We start from the raw sequence: 20028 nt of genomic DNA, 5'->3' as shown, positions 1-20028 counted from the left end.
CATGTGATCTCGCAGAGGCAGGTGGCGGTGTTGGGGGCTCAGTAGCCAGCCTCTTTCTGGTGACGGAAGGCCAGGATATACACTGCATCATCCGCCGACTCGTGGCGGTAAAGAGCCACATAGCCGGAACCCCCGAAGACGATCACCAACTCGCGAAGCTGGGGCATTTCCGGTAAGGGGCGGCCCACGTCCGGGGCCGTTTCCAGCAGCAGGAAGTGCCGTTCGATGGTCTGGCCAGCCCGCCTGGCCGCTTCCGTGTCCTTGGCGTTCAGGAATTGCCGGCATCGCTCCAGGCCTTTCGCTGCGCCCTCGGTGACGACTACTTGTGGCACTCAGGTACCCCGTTTTCGTCCTGGGTGCCCCAGGTGTCCAGCCAGCTTCGCACCTCCTGGCCGGTCAGGTGTCGACCGGTTTCCTTGTACGCCACCCATGAGGCCAAGGCCTCTTGCTTGAAGCTATCACGTGCCTCCTCGCGTTCAACGTACTCCCGGATAGCCTCCAGCATGATCCAGTGCGGTGAGCGCCGGCGTTGGCTGGCAAGCTGATGGACGCGGCTCTTGAGCATGTCGTCGATCTTGATGGATGTAGCCATGATGAATCTCTTATCGCCTAGTAATACCCGGTGATACCGTAGCGCAGGCATGTCGCTGAGTCCAATAGGACGTAAAAGGGGTCTGTCCCCGTTTTCAATCAATCACCACCTCTCGCCCCCGCCCCGCATAAAGCCCCCGCAAGGCATCCCCCAGGGCCTGCCGTGCCGCCGGCTCCCCGTGCACCAGGCGAATTCGCGATGGCCAGCGCTTCATCTGGCGCACAAAGCGCACCAGATCCCGCTGGTCGGCGTGTCCGGAATAGCCGCTCACGGTGCTCACTCCGGCGCGAATGGTGTAGCGCTCGCCGTCCAGCATCACCCAGCCGCCCCGGGGGCCATACTGCTGAATCTCCCGGCCCGGCGTGCCCGCCGCCTGATAACCTACAAACAGCACCTGGTGCTGCTCGCTGCCCAGCATGGCCTTGAGATAATTCACCACCCGCCCACCGGCCGCCATCCCGCTGGCGGCCAGTACCACGGCCGGACGCCCGGTACGGGCCAGATACGCCACGGTTTGCAGGTGTTCTTCGTGGCTGTCGACGGTATACAGGTTCTCGAACCCGAGTGGCCGCCGGCCGGCCTTGAGGCGCTTCTTGGCCTCGGCATTCCACCACGGCTTGAGCTGGCGATACACCTGGGTGAAACGCGCCGCCAACGGTGAATCCACGATGATCTCCAGGTCTGCCCACGGGGATCGACCCGAATGGATCAGATCTTCCAACTCATATAACAACTCCTGGGTGCGACCGATGCTGAAGGCGGGAATGATCACCGTGCCGTTGTTCTCCAGCGCCCGGGCGATGGCCTTACCCAGGGCCTGCTGGCGATTGACCCGGTTGCCATGGAGTCGATCCCCATAGGTGGACTCCAGGATCAGCCAGTCCGCATGGTGGGGCGAGCGGGGTGCCGGCAACAGCGGCGTGTGGGGCGCGCCAAGGTCACCGGAGAACACGATGCGCTGCTCCCGGCCCCGACGCTTATCCTGCCAGGCCACCTTCACATAGGCCGAACCCAGAATATGTCCGGCCCGCTCCAGCCGAACCCGCAGGGACAGGTCGGGTGTGTTCGCTACGGTATGCCACTGACCATAGGGCAGGGGCTGCAATTGCCCCTCCACCTGCTGAAGAAAGCGCTGAATGAGATCCGCATCCCGCGTAAAGCCCACCTTGAGGGCATCCTCGATCACCAGTGGCAGCAGTCGGGCGCTGGGCGGTGTACAGAGAATCGGCCCCCGATAACCGGCTGCCAGCAGATAGGGCAAGCGACCGATATGGTCGATGTGGACATGAGTGACCACCAGCGCCCGCACCGTGGTGATATCGAAATCCACCGACAACTGCCGGAAGGCATCGGCTGCGGCATCCTCCCCCTGAAAGAGCCCGCAGTCCACAAGCAGGGAATGCGCTTCGTCGGCCACCAGTTGATGGCAGCTGCCAGTCACGCCAGTGGCGCCACCGTGGTGGATGAGGGTGGGATGGTTGGGGGTGGGCATGGGGGCCTTCCTTGGGTGAGGGCTTCTATGGTTTCCGGGCTTGTGGTGGTTGGTTTTGGGTATTGTAACCTCCCGTGCGCTTGCTTGATCCGCTCGTCTTGAAACGTTGCAAAGTAAGCCTTTTGTCGATGCCCGATATGCTAGTCTCCAAAACATGAGTCATAGCGCCAGCTCCCCTTGGCGGGAGCTTCAGGGGTATTAAAACGATGGCGGTCAGATCTGCTCAGGTGAGTGTTAGTGGAGCCACTCCACAGTTCTCCATCCGTGCAAAGGGTTTCACCCTTGTCGAGCTGATGACCACGGTGGCTGTGCTCCTGATTACCATAACGGTAGCAGTGCCCTCATTTCGTAGCATTATCCAGAATACCCGCTCGACTGCCCTGGTCAATGAACTGAGCTCGGCAATGAACCTTGGGCGCAGTGAAGCTATCAAGCGGGGGCGGGAAGCCCGCGTCTGCCCTAGAAACAACGCTGGAAGTGCCTGCTCTGGAGATAACGACTGGACGGTTGGCTGGTTGGTGCAATCGGAAGGGAACGTGGTACGCGTATGGGACGCGCCACCTGCTGGTGCCGTCATTGTTGCTCCGGCAAATCCGGCTGACGGGATTATTCGCTTTAACGGATTGGGCGGAACCGAGGATGCAGGGGTTTGGGAATCTCGCTTCGTCGGATGCTCGGGGGAGCAATCTCGCCAGATGAATATAGGCGCCACAGGCCGTATCAGCGTTCGCCGTGTCGACTGTCCATGAGGAATACTGGATGAAACTCACACCTTTGCAGGGTGGCCGTGAGCGGGTCTCCGGGTTTGCGCTCATCGAGGTCCTTGTCTCTGCTGTAGTCTTGGGGATCGGCCTCTTGGGACTTGCGGCACTGCACACGCAGAGTATGCAGGCAAATCATAGTGCCTATCTGCGCTCCCAGGCGGTCAACTTCACTTACGATATTGCCGACAGAATGCGCGCAAATCGGTCAGCGGCCTTGAGTGGTGAATACAATATCGCCATTGACGCCACCCCAAGCGGTGGGACACTCGCTGGGGATGATCTCGTGGAGTGGAAAACAGCACTGGCAGTCAGTCTGCCCTCCGGGGACGGTAGCGTAGCCCGCGATGGGGATCTCTTTAGCATCACAGTGCAATGGGATGATTCACGAGGAGCCGATCCGGCCCAACAGTTTTTTATTGAGACCCAGATATGAACCGATCTCTTCAGAAGAGTTCGGGCCGTCAGGCCGGCGTTACCCTCGTGGAAATCATGATTTCGCTCGTCCTAGGTCTTTTGCTTCTAGGGGGCATTGTTCAGGTTTTTTTGGGCAGCAAACAGGTCAGTCGCACGCAAGAGGCTCTAACGGAGATTCAGGAGAATGGTCGTTATGCCCTCGAGATATTTTCACGGGATCTTCGTCTGACTGGCTTTAAGGGTGGCTGCCATTACGATGCAACCGTAAACAGTCTACTGAATCCCACAGGGATGGGCGGTAACTTTATTCTTTTTGACCTCAACGAAGGGGTCCGAGGATGGGATGGTATCGCCGGACCTGATGGCCCCGGCCCGGCTGGAGGCGACATGTTCGGCTATGTTGCTAACACGGATGCCATACTGATCAAACATGCGGCCATCAGAACGGATGCCATACCGGACGGCGGCACTGATCAGGACTCGGAGCAAGTTGATCTTATATCCGGAACGCGTAGTGGCATCCCGCGAGGAGCTATCGTGGTGGTCTCCGATGTTGATGCCTGTGACCAGTTTCAGAACAGTGTCGGTTCAGGCCAGGAACGCGTGGGACGTTCCGCATCGACCGGTTCAGCCCCGGGAAATCTCGACCCTACGACCAACGATTTCAGTAAGACTTATGATGATCGCTTGGTTATCTCCAGATTTCGCAGCGCAGTTTATTATGTAGGAGATGGCGCTTTCGCTGGACAGCCTTCGGCACTTCGACGCGTTATGTTCGACCTTGGGGCTGCGCAAGACGAGCAAATTGCTCAGGGGTTGGTCGACCTGCAGGTCATGTATGGGGTAGATACTAATGGGGACCGTGGTGCTGATCAGTACCTCTCTGCATCTGCGGTTGCGGATTGGGGTTCGGTGGCTGCGATCCGAGTGAATATGTTGTTTGCGAGCACTGAGAACAACGTCGTGCAAGCCCCCATGACCCTTGCTTTCAACGGCGGGATCTTCAATGCGCCCGATCGCAGGATGTATCAGGTATTTTCGACTACGGTCGGTGTACGTAATTCACTGCCCTGAGGACGAAAAAATGACTGAAGTAAATGCTCGAACGCGGCATGCACTGCACTCTCAACAGGGTGCAGTGCTCATCGTCAGCCTCATTTTCCTCGTGTTGTTGACGTTGGTCGGCCTTGCCAGTATGCAGGGTAGCACCATGCAGGAACGCATGGCGGGAAATATGTATGATCGAGCGATTGCATTCCAACGCGCAGAGATTGCCCTTCGTGCAGGTGAAAACTCATTAAGTAATCCTATCGAACGCGCCAGCGCGGTTGGCCATGATCGATTGGACCCGCCGCTGATCTGGGACGGCACCTCTTCGCATGGCGACGTCGCCGATGGTGCTGGGGGCTTCTATATAGAACCACCCACCGAACTGCGCCACCCCGGGGGCATGGATCTCACCGCGAACGAGTGTCGGCTACTGTTTCCCGTGTTTGCTTTTGCCACGGGTGGTACGGATGCCGCCGCAGTACTTATCCGGTCAGTGTTCGATTCCCCACTAGCAGGGTCGGTTGTGTGTGCGCAGCCATGAGCGATATTTGCTCACAGTATTACTGTCTCCGTACTGCCGCAGATCATTTGTTCGTGGCTTTTTGCTGTTCAAATGACGCCGCATTCGGATTGGTTCGTTAAGGAGAACAGTCATGTTTGATCCTCAACACACCATGCTCAGCTTTCATATTCTAAAGTATTCGTTGCTGAGTTTTTTGCTTGTTATCTTCGCGGGCGGGGCCAGTCCGGTGCAGGCGGGTACTGTGATCGCGGATACCCCGTTATTCTTGGTTCCAGAAGTAAAGCCAGCCCTTGTTCTCGCAGTAGATAACTCAGGGTCCATGGACTCTGAAATATTGGCGCGTACCAATGATGGTGCCATGTGGTGGAATACGAATAGAAATTCCTTTACTGGCTTGGATGTAAATGATCAGGTTGAACCGGGCAGGCTCAATTTTAATCGTGCAGGTGGGGCAAGTAGTACTTGGAAAAAATTCGTTTATCTATTTCCAAATGGTACCGGTTTAACTAGTGGTCGTCGGGCTTACGGTGATAGTAGTAATGATCATTTCGCAGTTCCACCAATTGGTTCTTTTGCGTATGCGCGCTCACCAAATCATAATGCCTCTTATTTTAACCCCAATAATACCTACGAGCCTTGGCCAAGTCTGGGTAATTATACTTTTCTAGATTCCAGTCCCTCGGAAGCAGCGACAGATCCTACGCGAGGCAGTGAAACCTTCGATCTGACCAGGACCCAAGAGCAGCATGGTAACAATTATGTGTTCAAGATGTACGAAGGGATGACCATCCCAGCGGGCACCCGTTACCGCGATTGGAATGCTAACCAATGGATCGAGGCGGCCAATGACGTTACCGTCGACCAAGGTCGGAATGTGGCGATTTCGTTTTTTCCTGCGACTTTCTTTTTGCCTGTGGATCAACCCTTGCCTGATGATTTTGGTTATTTGCCGGATAAAGGAAATGTCGATGGTGACTTGGGACAGGATGCAGTTGTGGATGGCAGTGCCCCTGATGGAGGGCAGATGGTTCGCTATGAGATCAAGCCTGAAAATTTTGTCGATAATGCAAGCTATGATGCCGCCATACAGAATTTCGCCAACTGGTTCACTTACTATCGTAAGCGTCACATAGCAACGCGTGGAGCGATTGGCGAAGCCTTCGAGGATATTGACAATCTTCGGGTTGGAGCTTACCTCATAAACAATAGGCCGAACCCTGCTACCAATCTCCTGATCAGGGATCTTTCCGTGGGGACGGACCGAGCAGAATTCTTCGCCGAGATCTATCATGATTTCATTGGAACAGGAGGCACGCCAAATCGGGAAGCAGTTAACCACATGCGCACTCAATTTGCGCGAACAGATACCAATGCGCCAGTTCAGCTCGAATGCCAGATGAACTTCGGCCTTTTGTTTACGGATGGGTACGCGAACACTTGGACTGGTGCGGGAGTCAACAATAAGGACGGTAACATGGGGGATCCCTTTGCGGACACGGTGTCCAATACCATGGCCGATATCGCAATGGCGCTTTACTTGGATAACCCTCGCCCTGATTTACCGGAAGGACGAGTGCCCGTCCCCGTCGGCTGCAGTGCCGCAGACCCGCACCCCAGCTTGGACTGTAACACTGATCTACATGTCAATCTGTTTGGCTTAACAATGGGCTCACTTGGCACCATCTTCAAGGTAGACGAAGAAGCGACTAACGATCCATTTTCCCATACACCAAACTGGCCTACGAGCTTCACCAACCGGAATCCGGTGCATGTGGATGACCTGTGGCATGCTACGATCAATAGCCGAGGATTGCTGGTGGATGTAGAAGTGCCTTCCGAACTAGGGGAGCGTTTCGCCGAGATTTTGAATGCTATTGCGGCACGTATTGAGTCTAGTGCCACTTCCGCCGCAGCCAGCTCGGCTGTACTTCAAACGGATACCCTACTGTACACTGCGGGATTTCGCAGCAGTGATTGGTCAGGAGCGCTCACAGCCCGCGAGGTGAGGTCCGATGGTACATTAAGTGACCTGAGTTGTTTGACATGCTGGGATGCGGAGGAAAAGCTTGCGACCCGAACCGCACCGAGAAAAATTTTCACGCGGCAGGCGGATGGTAGCGGTACGGGTTCAGGTGTCGCGCTGGCTTGGGACGACCTGCACGCGAGCCAGCAAGCAGCGATGGATCAGAATCTTAGCAATGTGGATGATGGCCGGGGTGCCGACCGTTTGAACTGGCTTATAGGCAACGAGGTCGCTGGGATGCGGAGCCGGTCGGAAACCGGAACAATCCGGCTTCTCGGCGATATTGTGCACTCGGATCCGCAGTTCAAGAACGATGTACTTTATCTTGGGGCAAATGACGGCATGCTGCACGCTTTCGACAGCATCACCGGGGAAGAACTATTTGCGTACATCCCGAGTGAGTTGCTACGAGCAGAATCAGGGCAAACCCATGCCCCGATCAATCGGCTTATGGATCCAGATTACAATCACCGTTATTTCGTTGATGGAACGCCGGCATTAGCAGATGTTTCGATTGCTGGTAGTCCTCGCACGGTGTTGGTTGGAACCATGGGGGCTGGCGGCCGTACTGTCTTCGCGCTGGATGTCACGAATCCGGAAAGCTTCTCAGCCAGTAATATTCTTTGGGAATTCAGTCATCCAGAGCTTGGTTACCGAGCAAGCAGGCCTGCCATAGTCCGTTTGAGTGACGACACTTGGGCGGCAGTGTTTGGGAATGGTTACGACAGTTCCATGCAGCGTGCGCAGTTGTTCGTTGTCAACCTTGAAACCGGCGCACTGATCCAAACCATTGACACTGAGATCGGAAGTGCATCAGCCCCGAATGGATTAGCTGAGCCCTTCGTTACGGATTGGCCGGATCGAGATCTTCGTGCAAATCGCGCCTACGCTGGAGATCTTGAGGGCAATCTCTGGGTGTTCGACTTGTCCAGTACTAATCCTAGTGATTGGGCCGAGCCGTCCCGTCGGCGGGTGCTGATTCAGGCAACGGACGGCACGAAACCACAGCCAATCACTTCCCGCCCACACGGTGCGCGTATCGTGGATGACCCTGGGCGGGCGATGATTGTGTTCGGTACTGGGAGTTATTTCCGTGGGGGAGATAACGGCGATAACCAAGTTCAGAGTTTATACGGAGTCTTCGATGAAGAACCGCCCCCAAGTCTGGCAGCAGACCGGGCTAATGACTTGCTTCAGCAGGAAATAGTGTCCCAAACCACTGATAATGGCAAAACGGTCCGTGTGCTATCGGATAATCCTATTAATCCAACAACTCACAGAGGCTGGTATATAGACCTCGACATGGAGGCAGGCGAGCGGGTGATTACTGGACCCCGCGTAATTGGTAGGTCTCCCCAGCGCGCCCGTTTCTCAACCCTGGTGCCCGATGAGGATCCATGTGGCTCAGGTCGTCGTGGTTTTTTCCTGGATTTCAATATCCTGACCGGTGGCCGGACCTTAGAGTCCGTTATCGACCTTGATGGAGATGAGGTGATCGATAATGATGACAGGGTTAGTGGAGAGGTGGTCAGCGGCATTGAGTTTGGGCAAGGTGAACGGATCATTACTATCGATCTTCCACCAAATCCCGCCAGTGCTGTGCCTGGCGAAGTCGATCAGTTCGCTATCACAGGTGAAGGCGATATTGCAGGCGTGGCGGGTGATGACTGGGTCACCGGAAGACAGTTCTGGCAGCAATTACGCTAGTAAGTCCAATGTTTAACTAGGCGAGTTGCCAAGAGTTTCAGAGTGACTGTGGACTTCAGGTCGGAACTACAAGTGGCGGCCCACCCATCTAGCGGTCAAGAAATATTATATAAGGTAAGCGATTGTGTTTATTATCAGACAAAGTGGGCAGCAAGGCTTTTCATTGATCGAATTGATGATTACGGTGGCCATCATAGGTATACTTGCCTCGATTGCCTATCCTTCCTATACGCGCTATGTGGAGCGTACACAGATCTCGGACGGTAGGGTCGCATTACTGCAGGCGGCGCAAGCGATGGAGAGATGTTATACGGCGGCGATGAGTTATGCTGGATGTACTATCACGGCCTCGTCTCCAGAGGGTTTTTATAAGTTGGCTTTTGCGGAGAATGAGCCGACTGCCACTACATTTGTCATAGAAGCGGAAGGCCAGGATGGCAGGGTGAAGTCCTCCAGCGCCGACTGTCATGAAATGACCATCGATCACAGAGGGGTGCGTGGTCCGGACGCTTGTTGGTGATTGTCTAACGGGCTCGAAACTCGATCCGGATCATAGGCACGGAAATGCGACTGCCTGCACCCAATCGCAAACAACGGACAGGCTGACTATTCCCCCGTCCGCAGCGATGCTGATGTGATGACCCGTTGCCAGGCTTGAGCCACTGCGCGCAAGACCATCCGAGCCCAAGGTTAGCGTGTCTGCGTTAAGGTCTGAGGAGACCGTGATCCGCCCTCCAAGGGTATCTACTTCACCAAGACGTGCCAACTCGGCCTCGACCGCCTGGGTGATCAGGTCGCGGGCACCCTGGTGCAGCGGATCTGTGGCCTGCGGTTCTGGTTGTGAAACAGCTTGAAGGGTAGACTTGGTCATGGCGTATCCGCTTTTGTTGATTGAGATCTTGGTTGTGATCAATCAACAGGATACGCCACCCTTCCTTCCCCCCCCCCCCCCATACACCAGATCTGACTTTAACTCAACCTAACGATATACTCAACTTATTCGAAATAAACGTTATAGGGGGAGTCAGGTAAGTTATCGTCGTCTTCTTCTCTAGGCAGGAAGAACGTGCGGGAGCTTTGGATCTCGGTACTTTGAACCTGGGCGGTAGCCACAACCTGCGCCTCAATAACGTTGGCGCGGTCTTTCAGATACGTCAGATTGAAAGTGGCCAAGCCATTCTCATCGGTGGTGACTGTTGCCGGCACTGAACCCCCTGCTGTGGATTCTGGAATTAATTTGCAGCCGAGTTCAAAGGCTTGTGTAGAATTGATCACAATCGATGCGGGTTCCGAGCCAGTTGAGGGTTCGCAAAGTTGTCGAACAGTGGCTAGGTCACGTTCGGGTTGATCGCGATTCGTGGTGGACCAGAGATCGCCGAGATCGCGCGTAACGTTACGGTTGACGTCTTCATTTGGGATAACGTCAAGGGGATCCAGGCTGCCCTCATCGGTCCGAAAGCCCGTGCGATAGCGCGTAGGCCACACCCGCAAGGAGATGGTGACGTTGCTCAGCGCACCTCCATTCACATCGGTGGCAATGACGGAGATCGGAAGTTGATACGCCGTATTATCATTGGTAGTGCCAATCACGTTGGCCAGACCGATGCTGATGGAGCCGGGTTTGTCGGTGATGGTCACTTGGGCGTTGTCGCACAACTCGATGGAGGCAATACACGCCCTTACGGTAACGCCACTTGCCGACGACGGGGTTCCACCGGCGACGAATTGTGTGCTGGTGGTGCCCTCCTCTCCGGTGAAGGAGGCAGGCGCCGAGAGGGAAGTACCCAGGCTGTCACCCACGATGGTGAAGCTCACAAGCTCGTTAGGAATGGGTAGGTTGTTGCCATCGCCCGCTCCCTCGCGAGTCAGGGTAGCGGTGAGTGTAGCGTGGTTGTCGTCACCGACGCTCAGGGTGGCGGGAGTGGCTTGGAGAGAGATGTTCGTTTTCTCGGCGTCCAGATCAGAATCATCGAAGACGAGGAAGCTGGTTGTGTCACGCTCGTTGCTGCCAGACTTGGTGGCGGACAGGGTGACTCGGCCTGTCTGGAATCCAGTGAGTACAACACCATTTTCTGCGTCGCCTGTCGTCACGGTGGTGGTGGACTGCCCGTTGGCAAACGTGCCCGACGTGGTAGCAAGCAGGACGTTGCCGCTAAAGTCCGGTGTCTCCACGCGAGCAGTCAAGGAATCTCCGAGTTTTATGAGTGTGTCTGGATTGGGTTCCAGGAAACGAATTCCGGAAAACACGCCCTCCACCGGTATATCGCGGGTAAGGCCTAGCCCGGAAAGACGGACCAGACCCTTGCCTGGTTCGGATATTTGGATACTGAATTCAGCTTCCCCATTGACGTCGGTAGTCACCGAAGTGGGGCACCCCCCCGGTCTGCTTGTGATCTGATTGTCCTGTACCACTTCGACAAAGTTGGGCACTTCGACGCAGATGGGCTGGTTATTGGCCGGATTTGTGCCGGAGAGGGCGGTGACAAAAATAGTCTCTGTCTCATCCTGGTTGATGGAGACTTCCGTCGGAGAGGTCTCGATGGTAGGCCCAACAAATGTGAAACCCAATGTACTACTGATGTCTCGACCGTCGACAGTGGCGGTCACTAATGCATTACCGGCTCGAATGGTCTGGCCGCTACCCAGTCGAGCAGTGAGTTCTCCCGACTCATTGGTCTCGAACCCATCCACGATCAGGTTATAGCCCTCGGAACTGCCGGAACCATCCGGGTCGATGCTCATCGTCACAGGGACGCCAGCAACACCACGATTGCCCGAGTCTTTGACAAGCACTTGGATGTTGGCGACATCCGATCCATCTGCATTGATCTCAATTTTGTCGGCAAATGTTTGAATGCTGGCTGCTGATTGTACAGCTTCAGTGGTCTCTTCATCCTCTCCCGAATCGGATCCATTGTCATCATCGCCGCCGGTGTCAAATCCGTCGTCGTCACCACCTCCGCAGGCGCTAACCGCCAAGATGAAGGTCAGTGAGATAAGCCCAAATAAAAGTCTGTGTATCAACGAAAGTTCTTTCATGTTTTTTAGCCCTTTCATCAGGGGGCGTCCTTCTATGGATTGTGTGGCCTGGCTGCTTCCAAGGGATAGCCTTTGTTCATCGGTACGGGTCTTACTCATCCACCACCGCCTCTTCCACAATCTTGGGCGTTACAAACACCAGCAGTTCGGCCTTGGTTTCTTCGCGTGAGCGTTGCTTGAACAGGTTGCCGAGGATGGGCAGGTCACCCAGGAAAGGGGTCTTTGTCAACTGCTCCAAGGTGCTGATCTCGTAGATACCCCCCAGCACCACGGTTTCGCCGTTGCGCACGAACACCTGGGTTTGCACCTCGCGGGTTTCGATGGAGGGGGTGCCAAGCACTTCCCGGGAGCCGGGATTGTCGCGGTTGACCTTGATGTTCAGGATGATGTTGCCGTTGGGTGTGATCTGCGGGGTGACTTCCGTGGAGAGTACGGCATCCACAAACTGCACGCTGGTGGCGCCGGAGGCGGTGGCTTCCTGGTAGGGGATGCTTTCACCCTGCTTGATGATGGCGGTCTGGCCATTGGCGGTGATCACCCGTGGCGTGGAGATGATTTCGCCCCGGCCTTCCACCTGGAGGGCGGTGAGTTCCAGGTCCAGCAGTACATCGGGACGCAGGATGGATACGCCAATACTGCCGGCACCGGAGTCGGTCACCGGGAGGTTGACGTTAAGGCGATCGGTGATGTCGGGGATGTTCCCGGCGAGGGCATCGGCAGCGCCGGAGAGGTTGGCGCTGGTACCGATTTGAGTGCGCCCCGTGCGATCGCGACCGGTAACGCCGAAGCGTACACCCAGGTCACGGGCGAAGTCATCGGTGGCCACCACAATGCGCGTTTCGATCAGCACCTGCTGAACAGGCACGTCCAGATTGGTGATGAGGCCGCGGATCTCCTGCAGTTTGGTCGAGGTGTCCTGCACCAACAGCGTGTTGGTGCGTGAATCCACCTTGATGCTGCCTCGCTCGGACAGGAAACTGATCCCATCGCTTTCGATGATATTCGCCACATCCTCCGCCCTTGCATAATTCACCTGAATGAACTCGGCCCGCAGGGGGGCCAGTTCGGCGGTCTGCTGCTGTGCCTCCATCTGTTGCCGTTCCCGCGCGGCGATCTCATCCGCCGGGGCCACATACAGCACGTTGCCATTTTCACGCATGTCCAGGCCGCGGGTTTTCAGGATGATGTCCAGGGCCTGGTCCCAGGGCACGTTGCGCAGGCGCAAGGTGATGTTGCCGCCCACCGTGTCGCTCACCACCACGTTCAGGTCGGTGAAGTCGGCAATGAGCTGCAGCACGGAGCGCACTTCGATGTCCTGGAAGTTCAGTGACAGGCGCTCGCCGGTGTACTGGAAGCGCTCCCGCTCCAGGGCCTCGCGTTCCTCGCGGGTGAGGGGTTTCACCTCCAGGGTGAACTGTTCGTCGGTCTGGTAGGAGAGGGCGTCGTATTCGCCCTGGGCGGCCACGGTGATGCGCACCCGGTCGCTCTCGCCCACGGCGTCGATGGTTTGCACCGGGGTGGCGAAGTCGGTGACGTCCAGGCGGCGCTCCAGTGCTTCCGGCAGGGCGGTGCGGGCAAAATTCAGTTCGATGCGGCCGTCGCGTTCGCGCACATCCACGGGGGTGTGCGGGTCGGTAAGGCTGATGATCACCCGGCCTTCGCCGTCGGGGCCGCGTCGGACACTTCCCGGTCGGCAGCACCGGCGGCGCGCCGCTGGTCGTCGCTAATGGGCATGGGGCGCGAGGGGGCCGCGGCCTGGGTGGGGGCCGGGGTGAGGGTGAGCACCAGGTTGTTGCCGTCCATGCGGGTGTCGAAGCGCATCATGCGCACCAGGTTGAAGACCACGCGGGTGCGGTTGCGGGCCTCCACGGTGTCCACCGACTGGGTGAGGCCCACGTTGATCTCCTGGCGACGCTCGCGCACGGCAGAGCGGGTGTTGGGGAAGTCCAGGGCCAGGCGGGCCGGGTTGTCGATGGTGAAGCTCTCCGGGGTGGGGGGTGGCTCGGAGAAGCGCATGATCACCTGCAGGCGGTCGCCGGGCAGGGTGTTGTACACAATCTCCTGGAGCGCTCGGTCGGGGCTGGCGGCGGCCGCGTGCCCCCACAGGATGAGCAGGCACAGAGCCAGAAAGGCCGTGATGCGCCGGTGGAGAGTCCCGGCGCCGGATATCCGGGGCGTGGAGCGTCGCTGGGTCGCCAGTGTCATGGGGTGTGTCCTCGTTACCTTATTCTGTGAGCGCGACGGAGCTTTCCTGCTCCTGGTAGCCGCCGAAGCCGTCGGGCACGATCTCGGTGATCTCGATGCGCGTGTCCGTGATCTGGTCGATGCGCCCGTGGTTCTGGCCCATGTAGTTGCCTTCCTTCACCCGCTGGATATTGCGTTCCGGGGTACGGATCAGGGCCCATTGCACCTCGTCCTGCTCCATGGTGCCGACCATGCGCAGGCTGTCCAGGGGGAATTGTTCCAGGAATTCCGGGGGGCGGTTCGGGTCGATGGTTACGTCGCTTTCCGGGCCCACATCCTCGGTCACCCGGGTGGCGATCACGGATGAATCGAAGGGATCGCGCTCGTGACCGGGGTAGGTGAAGGTCTCCTGCGGGGGGATTTCCGGGATGGGTTCGATTTCCCCGCCGGGGCGTTGCTTGATGCGTTCCGCGTAGCGTTCCAGGTCGGAGAGGTCGCCGCCGCAGCCAACCATCAACAAGGCGGTGGCCAGGGCGGCGATGAGGCGACCGGGCGCAGAGTGTGTGGGATCAGTCATCGACATCATCCAGGTACCGGTAGGTCTTGGCGGTGGCTTCCATGGTCAGCCGTGAGGTGTCCCCGTCCGGGCGTAGCGTGATGTCGTGGAGGGTGACGATCCGGGGCAGGGCGGCGACACCACTGGTGAACTCGGCCACCTGTTCGTAATCGCCCTTCATGCGCAGCCGGATGGGTTTTTCGGCATAAAAGCCGCGGCGGCGCTCATTCTCGGGGCGGAACAGGTCGATTTCCAGGCCGGCGGAGAGGCCGGTCTGGGAGACGTCCACCAGGAGGTTGGGGATTTCGGTGCGGCTGGGCAGTTGTCGCAGCATGGTGCCGAAGCTGCGTTGCATCTCCTCCAGCTGGGCCTTGTAGTCGTCCAGCAGGGCGGCGCGGCGCTGGCGGGTCTCGAACTGCTGGCGCAGTTGGCTTTCCTGGGCCTGGGAGCGCTCCAGGCGTTCCAGCTGGCTCTTGGTGTCGAACCAGTAACCAACGCCGAGGATGGCGGCGGCCAGGATCACCAGCAGGAAGATGCGCACCGCCAGGGGGGCGCTGCCGACGGTTTTCAGGTCGACGTTATTGAGCTCGTTGAGGTCCTTGAGGTCCAGGCTGCCCAGTTTCATTGCGAGGCCTCCTCGTCATTGTCCGTGCTCGGGTCACGCTGGCTCACGGTGAGGCGGAAGTCGCTCAGGCGTACGCCGTCCTGGTCGCGGGTTTCGATCACCTGCAGTACCGGTTCGTTGAACCAGGGGGAGCCTTCCAGGTTGCGCATGAAGGCGGACACGCGGGCGTTGGACTCGGCCCGGCCGGTGATCTCCAGGGCCATCTCGCGCTGGGTCATGCCGGTGAGGTAGGTGCCCTGGGGCAGGGTGTTGACCAGTTCGTCGAACAGGCGCACGGCCAGGGGGCGGCTGGCCTGGAGTTCCTGGATGATTTCCATGCGGTCGAGCAGGGCCTGGCGGGTGGATTCCAGGTCCTGGATCTCGCGGATCTGGCGGTCCAGGATGCGGATCTCGTTCTGCAGGAAGCTGTTGCGCTGTTCCTGGGCCTGAATCTGGGTGTTGATGGCCACATGGGTGAGGAAGACGACGATCAGGCAACCCAGGCCCACCAGGGCGGCGAGGACGGTGAATTCCTTTTGCTGCTCCTTGCGCCGTTGCTCGCGCCAGGGGAGTAGGTTGATGTGGGACATCAGTCAAAGCTCCTCAAGGCGAGCCCGGCGGCGATCATGAGGGCGGGGGCGTCGTTGCCCAGGCGTTGCGGGTTGATGCGGGTGTGCAGCGCCATGCGGCCGAAGGGGTTGGCGATGCTGGTGGGGGTGTTCAGCCGGCTTTCGATGAGCTCATCCACGCCGGGGATGGCGGCGCAACCGCCGGCCAGGATGACCTGCGAGACCTGATCATGGGGGCTGGCGGCAAAGAAGAATTGCAGGAAGCGGTTTACCTGCTGTGCCATGGTCTCCTTGAAGGGCTCGAGGATTTCGGGCACGTAATTGTCGGGCAGGCCGCCTTCTTTCTTGGCCTGACCGGCCTCCTCGTAGGAGAGGCCGTAGCGGCGCATGATCTCCTCGGTGTGTTGCTTGCCCCCGAAGGACTGCTCGCGGGTGTAGATCAGGTGGTTGTGCAAAAAGATGTTGATGGAGGTCATGGTGGCGCCCACGTCCACCACGGCCACGGGGAGCTCCGTGTCCAGGTCGGGAAGCTGTTCGGTGACCAGCGGGTAGCTGTGCTCGATGGCGTAGGCTTCCACGTCCATGACCTTGGGGGTGAGGCCGCCGATCTCGGCGGCGGCCACGCGCATGTCCACGTTCTCCCGGCGGGAGGCGGAAAGCAGCACCTCAACGGTCTCGGGATTCTTGGGGGTGGGGCCGACCACCTCGAAGTCCAGGTTCACTTCTTCCAGGGCGTAGGGGATGTACTGATCGGCCTCGATCTGGATCTGACCTTCCAGCTCGTCCGGCTTGAGGTTGGCCGGCATGTTGATGGTTTTGGTGATCACGGCGGAGGAGGGTACGGCCAGCGCGCAGAAGCGCGTCTTGCTGCCGGTGCGCTTGTAGGCCTTGCGGATGGCTTCGCCTACGGCCTCCACTTCCTGTATGTTCTTTTCCACCACCGCGCTGCCGGGAAGTGGTTCCACGGCGTAGGCTTCCACCCGGAGCTTGCCGGGAGAGCCCGCCAGTTCCACCAGTTTGACGGAGGTGGAGCTGATGTCGATGCCTATCAGCGCGGGGGTTTTGCGGCCGAGTCCTAACACGGTAACCCCTTATCTCATTGCGGCTCGAGGGTTGGGTAGCTTATATTTTTTACCAAATACTAGTCCCAACTCCCGGTAATTACTACCGTAGTCTTCTGCAAAACAGGCCCCCTGTCGGTAAGTGCCCGAGGGGCGGTGGTTTTAGGCGGATGACCTGCCGTCCGATTCCAAATGACGGACTTTTTTGATGAAATTTTTCCTTGTATCCCTGCGTGTTCTTGTTTCCGCCGCCCTGGCTGCGCTCACCCTGGGGGTCGTTGCGGTGGTGGGCGCCTATCTTTATGTGGCACCCCAGATGCCGGAGGTGGACACGCTGCGGGAGGTGCACTTGCAGGTGCCGCTGCGGGTGTTCACCCGCGATGGCGAGCTGATGGCCGAATACGGCGAACAACGCCGCGAGCCAGTGGCGGTGGAAGAGGTGCCGGAGCTCATGCGCCTGGCCTTTCTGGCGGCCGAGGATGAGCGTTTCGAGGTGCATCCGGGCGTGGATGTCGTCGGGCTCACGCGGGCGGCGGTGAACCTGGTCACCACCGGCGAAAAGACGCAGGGCGGCAGCACCATCACCATGCAGGTGGCGCGCAACTTTTTCCTCGAGCGGGACAAGACCTATACGCGCAAGATCACGGAGATCTTCCTGGCCATGCGCATTGAGCGGGAGCTGTCCAAGGATGAAATCCTTCAGCTTTACCTGAACAAGATCTATCTGGGGCAGCGTGCTTACGGCGTGGGGGCCGCGGCGCATGTTTACTACGGCGTGGGTCTGGATGGGCTCACGCTACCGCAGATCGCGATGATTGCGGGCCTGCCGCAGGCGCCTTCCGCCGCCAATCCCATCAGCAATCCACGTCGGGCCATGGCACGACGCAACTATGTGCTGGGGCGCATGCATGAGCTGGGCTTTATCTCCAGTGAGGATTACGAGGCTGCCCGGGAGGCGCCGATTACCGCCCTGCTGCACTCGGCCGAGGTGGAGGTGAGCGCCGGGCATGTGGCCGAGATGGTGCGCATGGAGATGGTGGCCCGTTATGGGGAATCGGCCTATACCGAGGGGTACCGGGTTTATACCACCGTGGACCGGGCCATGCAGGAGCAGGCCAATCTGGCCCTGCGGCAGGGGCTGATGGCCTATGACCAACGTCATGGTTACCGGGGGCCGGAGGCCCAGGTGGATCTGGATGATCACGCGGATGAGGCGGCCCGGGATCGCCTGCTGGCCGGGCACCCCCGTGCCGGCGGTGGGCTCTGGGCGGGTTTGGTCACTGAGGTGAGTGACCAGGCTGCCACGGTGTACATGGGGCAGGGTGAGGTGATCGAGCTGGATCTGGCGGCCATGGAATGGGCTCGGCCCTACAGGGATGCTTCGCGAATGGGCAACTCGCCGCAGCGGGTCTCGGATGTGGTGAGCCCGGGGGATGTGATCCGGGTGATGCGGGGCGATGAGGGTGAGGGCTGGGTCCTGGCCCAGGTGCCGGCGGTGGAGGGGGCCATCGTGGCCCTGGATCCGGAGGATGGGGCGGTGCGTGCTCTGGTGGGTGGGTACGATTTCTATCGCAGCAATTTCAATCGGGTGATGCGGGCCGAGCGTCAGCCGGGGTCAGCCTTCAAGCCATTCATTTATTCAGCGGGTCTGGCTCATGGCTTTTCCCCTGCCTCGATATTCAATGATGCGCCGGTGGTGGTGGAGGATCTGTCCCTGGAGGGGGATTGGCGACCGCGGAACTACAGTGGCCGTTTCTATGGGCCTACCCGGTTGCGGGAGGCTTTGGCCCATTCCCGGAATCTGGTGTCCATTCGTTTGCTGGATGAGGTGGGCGTGGAGCCCACGCTGGCGTTTATTGAGCGCTTCGGGTTTGACCGTTCACGGCATCCGTCGGGGTTATCCCTGGCGCTGGGTAGTGGGTCGGTGACGCCGCTGGAGCTGACCCGGGGCTATGCGGTGTTTGCCAATGGCGGGTATCGGGTGGATCCGTGGTTTCTGGACCGGATAGAGGGCCCGTATGGGGAGGTGGTGTATCGTACGGTACCGCGCCGGGTGTGCCCGCCGCCTTGTCAGGTGCCGGCGCACCCGGATGGCGACTTGGTGGCGGTGGAGGGGGTCGCCCTGGATGGGTCGGCTCCCGATGCGCCTCGGTTCGTGCCGGCCGAGCGCACGCTGCCGGCCACCAATGCCTATCAGATGGTGAGTATGCTGCAGGAGGTGATCGCCAGCGGCACCGGTCGCCGGGCCAAGGCCCTGGGTCGGGATGATCTGGCGGGCAAGACAGGTACCACCAATGACCTGCGGGATGCCTGGTTCAGTGGCTTCAATGGGGACCTGGTGGCGTCGGTATGGGTGGGGTTTGATGACTATTCCACCTTGGGTCGTCGGGAGACGGGAGGTTCGTTGGCCCTGCCGGTGTGGGTGGATTTCATGGGCAAGGCCCTGGAAGGGCGCCCGGAGCGCCTGCCGAAGGAACCGCGGGGCATGGTCACGGTACGGATCGACGCGGAGACAGGAAAGCGGGTGACCCATCGCACGCAGCAGGCGATCTTTGAAACCTTCACCCAGGATCAGTTGCCTGATCTGGGGGCGGATGAGCGTTCCGGGCCGAGTCGGGGCGATGTGACGCCGGATCAGATTTTTTGAGGTGGGTTGTGGGTGGGTGCCCGCCGCTTTCCCCTCATCCCCGGCCCTTCTCCCCTGAGGGGAGAAGGGAGGGAGGAAAGGGGGCTGTCCCCTTGTCAGGACCCCTCTCCCGCTGGCGGGAGAGGGGTTGGGGTGAGGGCCTGTTCTTCACCGAATCCAGGAGGCCTTCCATGTCCATCAATGACGTCCGTGTACGGCAGATGATCGCCGAAGAGGCTGCGCGCATCATCCTGGATGAGGGTGTAGTGGATTACCGTCTGGCCAAGCGCAAGGCGGCCGATCGGCTGGGGGCGGGTCAAACCCGCAACCTGCCGCGCAACACCGAGATCGAGGAAGCGGTGTTTGAGCGTCAGCGGTTATTCGAGGATGACGAATCCCGGCAGCGGCTCACGCACCTGCGGCGGATGGCGGTGCAGGCCATGCAATTGCTGGAGCCATTCAACCCGCGTCTGGTGGGTCCGGTGCTGGCGGGGATCGTGAATGGGCGGGATGAGCTCACGCTGCATGTGTTCGCCGACAGCGTGGAGGAGGTGATCTTCTATCTGCAGGATCGGGGGGTGACCTGGCGCAGTGACGAGCGGCGTTTGCGGGGCGCGCAGGGGCATGTGTTTTACCCGTGCATCGAGTTTGGTGCCGAGGGGGTGGATGTGGATGCGGTGGTGTTCCCGGTGGATGGCATCCGACAGCCGCCACCGAGCCCGGTGGATGGGCGTCCCATGCGACGGGCGGGGGTGAGGGAGGTGGAGCGGTTGCTAACGGAGTAGGGGCTCCACACCTGTAGGGGCGCTTCGAGAAGCACCCGG

At 59.1% G+C, this 20028-nt stretch carries 19 protein-coding genes; 8 read left to right on the top strand and 11 right to left on the bottom strand.

Going from position 1 to position 20028, the window contains the following annotated elements; all coding sequences use genetic code 11:
• Positions 1-38: 38 nt before the first annotated feature.
• From LPW29_RS12990 to LPW29_RS12980, 3 genes are all read right to left on the bottom strand, one after another.
• Entirely contained in the window at positions 39-332 is a 294-nt protein-coding gene (locus LPW29_RS12990) for a type II toxin-antitoxin system RelE/ParE family toxin (RefSeq protein ID WP_238628366.1), read from the bottom strand.
• Entirely contained in the window at positions 320-592 is a 273-nt protein-coding gene (locus LPW29_RS12985) for a CopG family ribbon-helix-helix protein (RefSeq protein WP_238628365.1), read from the bottom strand. Before LPW29_RS12985 ends, LPW29_RS12990 begins: the two co-directional genes overlap by 13 nt.
• Positions 593-686: 94 nt before the next feature.
• Entirely contained in the window at positions 687-2084 is a 1398-nt protein-coding gene (locus tag LPW29_RS12980) for an MBL fold metallo-hydrolase RNA specificity domain-containing protein (protein ID WP_238628364.1), read from the bottom strand.
• A 206-nt stretch (positions 2085-2290) separates the two neighbouring features.
• Here LPW29_RS12980 and LPW29_RS15790 point away from each other — a divergent pair, with 206 nt between their 5' ends.
• The 6 genes from LPW29_RS15790 (at position 2291) to LPW29_RS12955 (ending at position 9085) form a co-directional block, all read left to right on the top strand.
• On the top strand, positions 2291-2833 hold the full coding sequence (locus tag LPW29_RS15790) for a GspH/FimT family pseudopilin (RefSeq protein WP_370642842.1): 543 nt from the start codon (positions 2291-2293) through the stop codon (positions 2831-2833).
• A gap of 10 nt (positions 2834-2843) precedes the next feature.
• Entirely contained in the window at positions 2844-3281 is a 438-nt protein-coding gene (gene pilV, locus LPW29_RS12975) for a type IV pilus modification protein PilV (protein WP_238628363.1), read from the top strand.
• Complete coding sequence (locus tag LPW29_RS12970; protein ID WP_238628362.1) at positions 3278-4336, top strand: PilW family protein; 1059 nt, start codon at positions 3278-3280, stop codon at positions 4334-4336. Before pilV ends, LPW29_RS12970 begins: the two co-directional genes overlap by 4 nt.
• 10 nt (positions 4337-4346) lie before the next feature.
• A complete protein-coding gene (locus LPW29_RS12965; RefSeq protein ID WP_238628361.1) occupies positions 4347-4853 on the top strand; it encodes a pilus assembly PilX family protein in 507 nt (168 codons plus the stop codon).
• Positions 4854-4965: 112 nt separating this feature from the next.
• Positions 4966-8565: a pilus assembly protein gene (locus tag LPW29_RS12960; RefSeq protein WP_238628360.1), complete on the top strand. Its 3600-nt coding sequence runs from the start codon at positions 4966-4968 to the stop codon at positions 8563-8565.
• A gap of 124 nt (positions 8566-8689) precedes the next feature.
• Positions 8690-9085: a type IV pilin protein gene (locus tag LPW29_RS12955; RefSeq protein ID WP_338018701.1), complete on the top strand. Its 396-nt coding sequence runs from the start codon at positions 8690-8692 to the stop codon at positions 9083-9085.
• Between the two features lie 30 nt (positions 9086-9115).
• Here LPW29_RS12955 and LPW29_RS12950 read toward each other — a convergent pair whose 3' ends face one another.
• From LPW29_RS12950 to LPW29_RS12920, 8 genes are all read right to left on the bottom strand, one after another.
• Complete coding sequence (locus tag LPW29_RS12950; protein ID WP_238628368.1) at positions 9116-9436, bottom strand: hypothetical protein; 321 nt, start codon at positions 9434-9436, stop codon at positions 9116-9118.
• Positions 9437-9561: 125 nt separating this feature from the next.
• Complete coding sequence (locus LPW29_RS12945; RefSeq protein ID WP_238628359.1) at positions 9562-11703, bottom strand: Ig-like domain-containing protein; 2142 nt, start codon at positions 11701-11703, stop codon at positions 9562-9564.
• The gene (locus tag LPW29_RS12940) at positions 11696-13255 is read right to left on the bottom strand and encodes a type IV pilus secretin PilQ (RefSeq protein ID WP_338018700.1); all 1560 of its coding nucleotides are present in this window, start codon (positions 13253-13255) and stop codon (positions 11696-11698) included. The genes LPW29_RS12945 and LPW29_RS12940 overlap by 8 nt, the downstream gene beginning before the upstream one ends.
• A complete protein-coding gene (locus LPW29_RS15665; protein ID WP_338018699.1) occupies positions 13252-13809 on the bottom strand; it encodes an AMIN domain-containing protein in 558 nt (185 codons plus the stop codon). Before LPW29_RS15665 ends, LPW29_RS12940 begins: the two co-directional genes overlap by 4 nt.
• A 19-nt stretch (positions 13810-13828) precedes the next feature.
• The gene (locus tag LPW29_RS12935) at positions 13829-14365 is read right to left on the bottom strand and encodes a pilus assembly protein PilP (protein WP_238628358.1); all 537 of its coding nucleotides are present in this window, start codon (positions 14363-14365) and stop codon (positions 13829-13831) included.
• The gene (locus LPW29_RS12930; RefSeq protein ID WP_238628357.1) at positions 14358-14969 is read right to left on the bottom strand and encodes a type 4a pilus biogenesis protein PilO; all 612 of its coding nucleotides are present in this window, start codon (positions 14967-14969) and stop codon (positions 14358-14360) included. Before LPW29_RS12930 ends, LPW29_RS12935 begins: the two co-directional genes overlap by 8 nt.
• Positions 14966-15538, bottom strand: a complete 573-nt coding sequence (locus LPW29_RS12925; RefSeq protein ID WP_238628356.1) for a PilN domain-containing protein — start codon at positions 15536-15538, stop codon at positions 14966-14968. The genes LPW29_RS12930 and LPW29_RS12925 overlap by 4 nt, the downstream gene beginning before the upstream one ends.
• Positions 15538-16599 (bottom strand): pilus assembly protein PilM, encoded by a 1062-nt coding sequence (locus LPW29_RS12920; RefSeq protein ID WP_090255495.1) that lies wholly within the window; start codon positions 16597-16599, stop codon positions 15538-15540. The genes LPW29_RS12925 and LPW29_RS12920 overlap by 1 nt, the downstream gene beginning before the upstream one ends.
• 187 nt (positions 16600-16786) lie before the next feature.
• Here LPW29_RS12920 and LPW29_RS12915 point away from each other — a divergent pair, with 187 nt between their 5' ends.
• Both LPW29_RS12915 and LPW29_RS12910 read left to right on the top strand, forming a co-directional pair.
• Complete coding sequence (locus LPW29_RS12915) at positions 16787-19225, top strand: penicillin-binding protein 1A (protein ID WP_238628355.1); 2439 nt, start codon at positions 16787-16789, stop codon at positions 19223-19225.
• A 170-nt stretch (positions 19226-19395) separates the two neighbouring features.
• A complete protein-coding gene (locus tag LPW29_RS12910; RefSeq protein ID WP_090255492.1) occupies positions 19396-19989 on the top strand; it encodes a hypothetical protein in 594 nt (197 codons plus the stop codon).
• Positions 19990-20028: the final 39 nt, after the last annotated feature.

Source organism: Ectothiorhodospira sp. 9100, assembly GCF_022227565.1.
GTDB lineage: Bacteria > Pseudomonadota > Gammaproteobacteria > Ectothiorhodospirales > Ectothiorhodospiraceae > Ectothiorhodospira > Ectothiorhodospira marina.
Note: the sequence above shows the minus strand (reverse complement) of the source record. Positions and strands in the feature narration are given on the sequence as shown.